General features: G+C 59.6%; 8 protein-coding genes. All 8 read left to right on the plus strand.

Annotation, left to right across the window (positions count from 1 at the left end):
* Positions 1–8: 8 nt before the first annotated feature.
* Positions 9–1,445: a flagellar filament capping protein FliD gene (fliD, locus tag AADJ04_RS03090; RefSeq protein ID WP_341238708.1), complete on the plus strand. Its 1,437-nt coding sequence runs from the start codon at positions 9–11 to the stop codon at positions 1,443–1,445.
* A 176-nt stretch (positions 1,446–1,621) separates the two neighbouring features.
* A complete protein-coding gene (locus tag AADJ04_RS03095) occupies positions 1,622–2,488 on the plus strand; it encodes a flagellin (protein ID WP_341238709.1) in 867 nt (288 codons plus the stop codon).
* Between the two features lie 35 nt (positions 2,489–2,523).
* Positions 2,524–6,189 (plus strand): glycosyltransferase, encoded by a 3,666-nt coding sequence (locus AADJ04_RS03100; RefSeq protein WP_341238710.1) that lies wholly within the window; start codon positions 2,524–2,526, stop codon positions 6,187–6,189.
* Positions 6,190–6,197: 8 nt separating this feature from the next.
* On the plus strand, positions 6,198–6,803 hold the full coding sequence (locus AADJ04_RS03105) for a methyltransferase domain-containing protein (RefSeq protein ID WP_273624519.1): 606 nt from the start codon (positions 6,198–6,200) through the stop codon (positions 6,801–6,803).
* 160 nt (positions 6,804–6,963) lie between these two features.
* Positions 6,964–7,824, plus strand: coding sequence for a flagellar motor stator protein MotA (motA, locus tag AADJ04_RS03110; protein WP_341238711.1), 861 nt, complete (start codon positions 6,964–6,966; stop codon positions 7,822–7,824).
* 12 nt (positions 7,825–7,836) lie between these two features.
* Complete coding sequence (gene motB, locus AADJ04_RS03115) at positions 7,837–8,769, plus strand: flagellar motor protein MotB (protein ID WP_341238712.1); 933 nt, start codon at positions 7,837–7,839, stop codon at positions 8,767–8,769.
* Between the two features lie 68 nt (positions 8,770–8,837).
* The gene (gene cheY, locus AADJ04_RS03120) at positions 8,838–9,224 is read left to right on the plus strand and encodes a chemotaxis response regulator CheY (RefSeq protein WP_341238713.1); all 387 of its coding nucleotides are present in this window, start codon (positions 8,838–8,840) and stop codon (positions 9,222–9,224) included.
* 4 nt (positions 9,225–9,228) lie between these two features.
* Positions 9,229–9,852 carry a protein phosphatase CheZ gene (locus AADJ04_RS03125; RefSeq protein WP_341238714.1) on the plus strand — a complete coding sequence of 208 codons (624 nt, stop codon included), beginning with the start codon at positions 9,229–9,231 and terminating at the stop codon, positions 9,850–9,852.
* The last annotated feature ends 41 nt before the right edge of the window (positions 9,853–9,893 follow it).

The raw sequence follows: 9,893 nt of genomic DNA on the forward strand, positions 1-9,893 counted from the left end.
AGCGAAACATGGCCTCTATTTCATCTCCCGGCATCGGTAGCGGCCTGGATGTCAATACCATCGTCAGCCAGATGATGGCCGTGGAAAAGCGCCCGCTGCAGCTGCTGCAAACCAGTGCCAGCAGCCTCGATACCAAGATTTCCTCCTACGGCCAAGTCAAATCCGCCCTGTCGGCGCTGTACGACGCAGCCAACGGCCTGATGAGTTCGTCCGTTTGGCAGAGCAAGCAGTTCGCCACCACCGACAAGGATGCCGTCACCGGCTCGGTGTCCACGGCAGCCGTGGCTGGCAACTTTTCCCTTCAGGTCACGGCGCTGGCCAGCAGCCAGTCTTTGGCGTCTGGCAGCTTCGCAAGCGGCGCCGTGATGGGATCCGCAGGAACACTCAGCCTGCAAACAGGGCGTTGGGACGCAGTCGGCACCGGCTTCACGGCCGCAGGAGCAAAGGTGGATATCTCGATCGCAGCCACCGATACGCTGGCCGACGTTGCCGGCAAGATCAACGGTGCGAACGCCGGGGTTTCGGCCGTGGTGGTAAAAGGCACCAACGGCGACCAATTGCTGGTGCGCGGCACCAAAACGGGACAGGAAAACGGGTTTTCTATGTCCGTACTCGACGATGGCACCCCCCCTGCGCCCCCCGCGCCGGGCAGCGCCCTGAACAAGCTGGTCTATGACCAGGCATCCGTTTCCGCAGCGCAGGCGGGAATCATGTCGCGCACGGTGAAGGCCAGTGACGCCACTTTCACCATCAATGGTATTGAGGCCACATCAGCCACCAACACCGTGGCCGATGTGGTGCCAGGCGTCACGCTCAATCTGCTCAAAACCACCACCACTCCGGTGGAAGTCACCGTCAGTGCCGACAAAAAGGCTGTGCGCGACAAAGTTGAGGCCTTTCAGCAGGCCTACAACAAAATCAACACCCTGCTCGCCGATCTGACACGCTACGACCAGAGCAGCAAGACAGCACAGCCCCTGCAAGGTGACAGCACGGCCACCGGGCTACAAAATGCATTGCGCGGCTTGCTTGGACGGCCCGATGCCACTGGTACCTACTTCACCAATGTGGGGCTGGAGTTGCAACGCGATGGTTCGCTGAGCATCAACGCAGGCAAGCTGGATGCCGCACTGAACGATCTGCCAAAGCTGGAGCAGACCCTGACCGCCAGCACCGGCAATGCAGCCACTGACGGCCTTGTGACGCGCATGCGCGACTTCGTATTTGGTGCCAACGGTGTCGAAGGCAACATCACCGGCCGCAGCAAGGCCCTGGAAGCCGCCAAGAAACGCAACCAAAGTGAGCAAGAAACAATGAGCCTACGCCTGGAGCAACGCCAGAAAAATATGCTCAAGCAATACCAGGCCCTGGATGCAAAGCTGGGAAGCATGGGTTCGCTCAACTCCTTCATGACATCACAAATCAGCCAATGGAATAAGAGCTGACCACCCCAAAAAAGCCAGTAAAAGCCAGTAAAAGCCCCGTTCATCGGGGCTTTTTTTTGCAGCGAGCCCGCCAGAATTGCCCTTAACACCCGGCAAGTCATGAGGCACGGTCGCAGCCGACTGATCGCATGTATCCGAGTGGAAAGCTATTTCTTCGAAATTGAAGGAGCCCCTCCATGTCCATGACCATCAACACCAACGTTGCTTCTCTCAACGCCCAGCGCAACACCGCCGCCAACAGTGCGAGCCTGAGCACCACCATGCAGCGCCTGTCATCGGGCCTGCGCATCAACAGCGCCAAGGACGACGCTGCCGGCCTGGCCATTGCCGACCGCATGAACACCCAGGTGCGCGGCATGAACGTGGCCGTGCGCAACGCCGGCGACGCCATCTCCCTGGCGCAGGTGGCCGAGGGCGGCCTGTCGGGCATGAACGATATGCTGCAACGCATGCGCGAACTTGCAGTGCAGGCCTCCAATGCCACCAATGGCTCGGGCGATATCGCCAAGCTGAAGAACGAATATGACCAATTGGGCAAGGAACTCGGCCGCATGCTTGATGCCACCCAGTTCAACGGTGAGAAGATCCTGAACACGAATGCTAATTATGTATTCCAGGTCGGAGCCAATGCTGGTGCAGAGAACCAGATCACCATTGCATCCGGCGATATCAGCTTGAGCGGTATCACTGATTTCACCAACGTCATGGGCGCCGGCGGGACAGCAGCTCCAGCGTCTAGCCTGGATACCGCAGTTGCAGCCGACAACACCGCCATCATCGGCGCCCTGGACAATGCAATTTCCGCGGTGAATGACCGCCGTGCCTCCTTAGGCGCCCTGCAAAGCCGGTTTGAAAACACCATCAGCTACCTGCGCACGGCCAGCGAGAACCAGTCCGCCGCCCGTGGCCGCATCATGGACGCGGACTTCGCCGCAGAAACCGCCAACCTGAGCCGCACACAGATCCTGCAGCAGGCCGGCACCGCGATGATTGCCCAGGCCAACCAGCAGCCCCAGAGTGTGCTGAAGCTGCTGCAGGGCTGATGCCCGGGCGGCCACAAACACTCCACAAACGCCACATGCCACAGTCTTCGTCCGCCCATCCCTCGCCTTATTACATCCACGCCCCACAGGGGCTGGATGAGGGCTCGACCTTCACGGCGCAGCTTCATATGCTGTGCCACCAGCTCAACCGGGCGGGCTACCCCGCTTACCTGGCTTCTGCTCCCACGGTGTACGGCATGTGGTGGACGCCCATCCTCACGCCCCAGACAATGGCTGCGCACCACATGGCGGGGCTGACGCCGATTTCCATCCAGCTGCAGGCAGGCGGCGACCCCATGCTGCCAGGCCTGCAAGTGCGCTTCGAACCCGCACTGCAAAACGACGGCTCTGCGGACGCGTGTGCGCGGCTGCACTTCAGCATGCCCGGGGCCCTTGCCACCACCACTGAGCGCTACACCCTCAAGGCCAGCCTGCCCTGGTTTGACACAGCGCTGCTTGATCGTGAGCCGGATACAGTGCAGCGCACAGGTTCACTCGTGTATTCTGGGCATCTGCCCGGCCCGCAATTCAAACTGCGGCCTGAACACGAGGCCCTGACAGACGTGTCGCCCTTCGCCCAACAGCGGATGGGCGCTAAGGAGCGCTGGCGGTTGCTGGCCGAAGCAGAGGTGCTATTTGCCTATGCGGCGGGCAGCATAGTCACGGAGGCTCGCATCTTGGGATGCCAGGTGGTGTATGTCGCCAACGACCACCAACTCCAGAATCTGCCCCAGCACCCGCTGGAGACCTGGGGTACGAGCCTGAATACGCCGCAGACGCCCCTGGATTCGCGGGACTACAGCCCGCAGGCATTGCGGGAGACGCTGTGTGCACTCATGCAGGACGCGCCCACTTTGCTGCACCGCCTGATTGAAACCACGCAGGCGGCAGCCGCTGTACTGCCCCCGCAGCTGGTGTGGAGCGCGCACCAGCTACACACGCTGGAAGATCTGCTGCCCTCGACGCCTGAGGGCCGCGCCGCCCGTGCTGATGCACAAGCCACTGACCAGCTCTGCAAGTCATATGAGGCTTGGAAAGTCAAGGCCGCTCCTACCGAGATTTACAGCGACATTTGCGCCGAACTCGTTAACTCCGGCAAAGTGCGGCCACCCACAGTGCACCTCTTCAGTCATGGCCGCGATCAGAGCACCTTGGCCGACACCATGGACGAACTGGGCAAGAGCTGGCTGCCCCCTCGACGTATCGTTATCCATGCCGATATGGCAGCACCCTTTACTCCAGAGGAGTTGGGAAGTGACGTGCAGTGGATGGGGCCGGGCGAAGCCAGGCCTTCAACGATGCCAAACTACGATGGTGATGAATGGGTCATCCTGCTGGATGCCGGCACCCGGCTGGAGCCGTACACGCTGATAGAACTATTGGCCTGTGCCCACCACCATAACGGTGCTCGCATGGTTTACGCGGCGCACGACGTGGCCCTGTCAGCGGACAAGCACTTGCCGCACTTCACGGGCGGCACCAACCTAGAATGGCTGCGTGGAACCAACTACCTCGGCGGCGTCGTGGCGGTGCGCTGTGCTGACTGGATGAAGTTGCCAGATCCAGCCCGCTTCGCATCGGCCTACCGTCTAGCACTGCGCAGCAGTGCCATCAACGGAGCTGCTAGTGTGCATTACGTGGATCAGGTGCTGTCCCATTCCGCTCCCCAGCTGACGACCCAACAGGAGGCGCAGGAGTTCTGCGTCGCCCAGGAGGAGTTGCAACAGCTGTACCCCGGCACGGAGCTGATCGCCAGCAGCATGCTCGGATGCTGGACGGTTCAATATCCCGACCCTGGAACGGCGCTGTCGTTGATCATTCCGACAGGCAAGCAGCAGGGCTATCTGCGGGCACTGTTGCAGTCTTGTATCCGCTATTACCCGACTGGCGTTTTCGAAGAAGCGCTGCTGCTGGTGCAAGACGATGATCTGCCGTCGATGCAGCAATTCGTGCAGAGCTGGCCCCATGCCAACACGTTGCCTTTGCGCCTACTGCCTACAGGAGGCGGCGCATACAACCACGCCCGCAGCATCAACCTGGGGCTGCGCGCAGCCCACACCGAGCTGGTGGTTGTGTGCGACGACGACATTGAATGGCTGGACGCACAGGCTCTGCCTGCGCTGCGTCGGTTTTTCACGCAGGAGTCGGTGGCCCTCGCGGCCCCCCGGCTCGTACTGCAAAAGGATCGCTTCCCCCTGGTGATGGCTGGCCCGCATGTGGCAGGCGAGGGTGCACTGCTGCAAAACTACGTGGGGGAACGCCAGGGCCTGACGGAGCGCGGACTCCACAACCGACTGCAAATGGCACAGGACGTCGTCGGCGTGCACGCCTCGTGCTGGATGGCGCGCCGCAGTGCCGTGTTAGCGGCAGGTGCCCCGGACGAAGTTGGCACGCCGATCTTTCAGTCAGTTACCGACTTGGGCTACCGTCTGCAGCAGTCGGGGTGGCGGCTGGTCTGGGCGCCCCAGGCCAATGCTTTGCACGCTGGCGGCATGACTGTGAATGCAGTGCGCCGAGACCCCGCGCAGGCACTGGCTCTCTCGCAGGCAGCCATGGCAGAGGCGCACCAACTACGTAATCGATGGCTGTCCTTCGTAGGCCAGCATCCGATCTACAGCAAGCATCTTTCAGGTAGCAAACCTTATACCTTGGACATGCACCTGGCGAACCGCTGGAGCCAGGACTACCGAACCAGGCCCAGGGTGCTGGCCCAGCCAATTTCCAGCGGGTCGGGGCAGTACCGCGTGATCGAACCGCTAGACGCACTGCAAATGCGCAGCATGGCCGAGACCTGCGTGGTGGCGCCCCCAAAGTCGGGAAAACCCGACCGCCGGGTCCTGACCCCTCTGGACGTAGCGCGGTTCAAACCAGACCGCATCCTGGTACAGCACTCCATTTCAGACCAGGACATTGCCAATCTGCGCGCCATCCGAGAAACGCACCCTCAAGCTTTCATCATTCAACTGATGGACGATCTCACTTCGGATTTGCCCGCATCGCACCCCAACCATGTCTTCGGCCAGCGAGAGGGGCATACCCGCACATTGCAGGCGCTGGAGTTGAGCGACCGACTGATCGTTTCTACCCAGCCCTTGGCCGACTACTATGCCCCGTATTGCCGGGATATCCGTCTCGTGCCCAATGCGCTCGATCCGCAATACTGGGGCCACCTCCAGCGCACACCACAGCCCCGCGAACGGCTGCGCGTTGGGTGGGCTGGCGCCGCTCAGCACCTGGGCGATCTTCGTCTGGTGGAGCGCGTGGTGCAAACACTGGCGGATGAGGTGGACTGGGTTTTCATGGGCATGTGCCCAGACGAGCTACGCCCTTACATCAAAGAGTTTCACGGCTTCGTCTCTTACAAGGACTATCCAGCCAAACTGGCCAGCCTGGACCTCGACATCGCTATCGCGCCGCTAGAAAACAACCTGTTCAACGCGTGCAAAAGCAACCTTCGGTTGCTGGAGTACGGAGCAATGGGCTGGCCGGTGGTGTGCTCGGACGTATATCCCTATCAAACCATGGACCCACCCGTACTGCGGGTCCCTGACGACGAGGGCGCATGGCTCGCTGCCTTGCGCCGCCTGATTAAAGACCCTGGCTTTCGTCGCGCACAAGGCCAAGCGCTACATGATTGGCAGCAGCAACACTATCTTGTCGAGCACCATGTGGACGCGTGGTTTCACGCCATTTTTGACTGAGAAAATTCATGAAAACTTTTCTACATGTAGGCTGCGGCGCACAGCGAAAAAACAATACCACTCGTGGGTTCAATACGGATGAGTGGACTGAACTGCGTCTGGATATCGACGAAAGCGTGCAACCGGATATCGTGGGCACCATGACAGACATGTCCCGGGTTCCTGACTCATCCGTAGATGCGATTTTTTCCAGCCACAACATTGAGCATCTATATGCTCATGAGGTGCCGCTGGCACTGAGCGAATTTTTGCGTGTGTTGAAACCTGATGGTTTTGCTGTCATTACGTGCCCGGACCTGCAATCCGTTTGCAGCCTTGTGGCGCAGGGGAAGTTAGTGGAACCTGCTTACCACACGGGACAGGGCATTCCCATTTCGCCCATAGACATCTTGTATGGCTGGCGCCTGCCCATGGCCCAAGGCAACTTGTATATGGCACACCGCTGCGGATTTACCGAAGATGTTCTCCGTGGCACGTTGCTGAACTCCGGATTCGTCAGTGTCGGAACCTTGGGCCGCCCAGACCATTTTGATTTATGGGCCGTTGCCAGTAAAAGTACGCTTACCGAAGACGGCATCAAGCATCTGGGAGCGAAATATTTTTTCTCCCCATAGACCCATCCAAAATAGCGCCCTAAAAAATCTCACGGCAAATCCAAATGCTTGGAAAGCCACATCCATAGGAATTAAACGTTGACCCCCCCGCATCACGACTAAGCAGTTATTCATTAAGTTACATTCAGAGCGCCGCTTCACACTCTCGCACTTCCGTCCTATGTTCGTCATCATCGGCTACGTCGTCAGCATGGTCTGTATCTTCGGCGTGTACATCGTTCACGGCGGGAATATCCAGGTCATCCTGAAAGCCCTTCCCTTTGAGATGATCACCATCGGGGGCAGTGCCCTGGGCGCGTTTGTGGTCAACAACCAGCCCAAGGTGCTCAAGGCCACGCTCAAGGCGATTCCGCAGGCGCTCAAGGGCAGCAAGTACACCAAGGCACGCTACATGGAACTGCTGGCGATGCTGTACGAGATCCTTCAAAAAGCCCGCAAAGAAGGCCTGATGGCGATTGAAAAAGACGTGGAAGCGCCCCACGAATCCGAAATCTTCAAGAAGTACCCCGTGGTGGGCAATGACCACCACCTGATCGAGTTCACTACCGACTACCTGCGCATGATGGTGTCTGGCAACCTGAACTCGCACGAGATCGAGGCGCTCATGGACGCCGAAATCGACACCCACCATGCAGAAGCCCATGCCCCGGTGGCGGCCATTGCCCGCCTGGCCGGCGCTCTGCCTGCGTTTGGTATCGTGGCTGCGGTGCTGGGGGTGGTGAACACCATGGGCTCGGTGGGGCAGCCCCCCTCGGTACTGGGCGGCATGATCGCCTCGGCGCTGGTGGGCACGTTTCTGGGGATCTTGCTGGCCTACGGCTTCGTTGAGCCGCTGGGCGGCCTGCTGCAGCAAAAGACCGAAGATGCCGCCAAGGAATTCCAGTGCATCAAATCCACGTTGCTTGCCAGCATGCAGGGCTACAACCCGGCCACAGCGATTGAGTTTGGCCGCAAGGTGCTGTTCTCCACAGACCGCCCCACGTTCTCAGAGCTGGAAGGCCACGTGAAGGGCAAGAAGTAAACGGATTGCGCTGTGGCAGAAAAGAAACTTCAACCCATCATCATCAAGCGCGTCAAGAAGGGCGGCCATGCCGCCCACGGCGGCGCGTGGAAGATCGCCTACGCCGACTTTGTGACGGCCATGATGGCCTTCTTTCTGCTGATGTGGCTGCTGGGCTCTACCGCCAAGGGTGAGCTGCAAGGCATTTCAGACTATTTCAGCTCTCCGCTCAAAGTGGCCATGACTGGCGGAGATGGTTCGGGCAACAGCTCCAGCGTCATCCCGGGTGGGGGCAACGACCTTTCGAAAGTGCACGGGCAGGTGCGACGCTCTGATTCAGACGCGGAGAAAGCGCGCCGCCAGAGCATTGACACCGCCAGAGCCGAGCGCGCCAAGCAAGATGCCCAGCGCATCAAGACACTACAAGCCAAAATCGACGCGCTGATCACGGAAAACCCGCGCCTGAACGAATACAAGTCGCAAATTCGCATCGATGTGACGCCGGATGGCCTGCAAATTCAGATCGTGGACGACCAAAACCGCCCGATGTTCGACAGCGGCAGCGCGATGGTGAAGCCTTACATGCGCGACATTCTTCGGGAAATTGGCGCGGCGCTCAACGGTGTGGAAAACCGCGTGAGCCTTGCCGGCCACACCGATGCCGTGCCCTACAGCAACAGCGACCGTGGCTACAGCAACTGGGAATTGTCTTCCGACCGGGCCAATGCCACCCGCCGGGAACTGGTGGCGGCTGGCATGCCAGATGCCAAACTGGGACGGGTCGTGGGGCTCGCAGCCAGCGATCTGCTAGAACCAGACAACCCCCGGTCTGCCGCCAACCGCCGCATTACCATCACGGTATTAACCCGTGAGGCTGAAGAAAGACTCATGGGAAAAGGGATTCCCACCGTAACATCGACTGAACTGTCGATGGAAAAGCAGGAAAATCCCGAGGAGGGCAGGTAGACGTTACGCCTTGTCACAAAACCTGCCACACTTGACAATATCAGACATTTCGACCGAAAGGGTCCCACGTGACCACAGCCCTTCGCTTTCTTATCGTTGACGACTTCTCCACCATGCGCCGCATCGTTCGCAACCTGCTCAAGGAAAGCGGGTTTGCAGATGCCGATGAGGCGGAAGATGGTGTCGCGGCGCTCAACAAGCTGCGTAACAGCAAGTTTGATTTTGTCGTCACCGACATCAACATGCCGAACATGAACGGCTTTCAGCTGCTATCTGAAATCAAAAAAGACGACAAGCTCAAGCACCTGCCGGTACTCATGGTTACCGCCGAGGCGCGCAAGGAAGACATCGTTGCCGCCGCCCAAGGGGGCGCTGCGGGCTACATCGTCAAGCCATTCACCAAAGCCACTCTGGAAGAAAAAGTTCTGCTGATCCTCAAGAAAATGGGACTGTGAAGCCATGGACACGCCAGAAATCACCCCACCGGAGCCGGCAACAGACATCCATCACAAGATCGGACAGCTGACCCGGCAGCTCCACGATTCGCTGAACGAACTGGGCTTTGCGGAAAAACTGCGGGGCTCCATGGGTGAGTTGCCCGATGCCCAGAGCCGCCTTTCCTACATAGCGCGGTTGACCGGCGAAGCCGCCGAAAAAGTGCTCAGCCGCGTGGAACTGGCCAAGGCCCAGCACGACTTCATCGCCTCGGAAACCCGGCGTGTGGTGGATTCATTGGTCAAAGACCCGGTCGCCGCGGTTGCCAAGGGTGAAATCTTCAATTTTTTGACAGACGTGGAACGCGTCACGAAAGAAGCCGACGTTCACCTGACCGAAATCATGATGGCGCAGGACTTCCATGACCTGACAGGCCAGGTGATTGCCAGGGTGGTGAATCTGGCGGCAACCATCGAAGATCAACTGGTGCAGCTGCTCATCCAGACGGCTCCAGCAAATGCCCAGGTCGTCGTACCCACGCCAGAGCCAGCCAAGCTGCAAGGGCCGGTGGTGGATCCCGAGAACACCCCGGACATCGTGACCGATCAATCCCAGGTGGACGATCTTCTCGCGAGTTTGGGATTCTGATCCCGGCAGCATTCTGCGATGCTTGAATAAGGGGCCCCAGC

Source organism: uncultured Acidovorax sp. (assembly GCF_964021665.1).
Taxonomy (GTDB): domain Bacteria; phylum Pseudomonadota; class Gammaproteobacteria; order Burkholderiales; family Burkholderiaceae_C; genus Acidovorax; species Acidovorax temperans.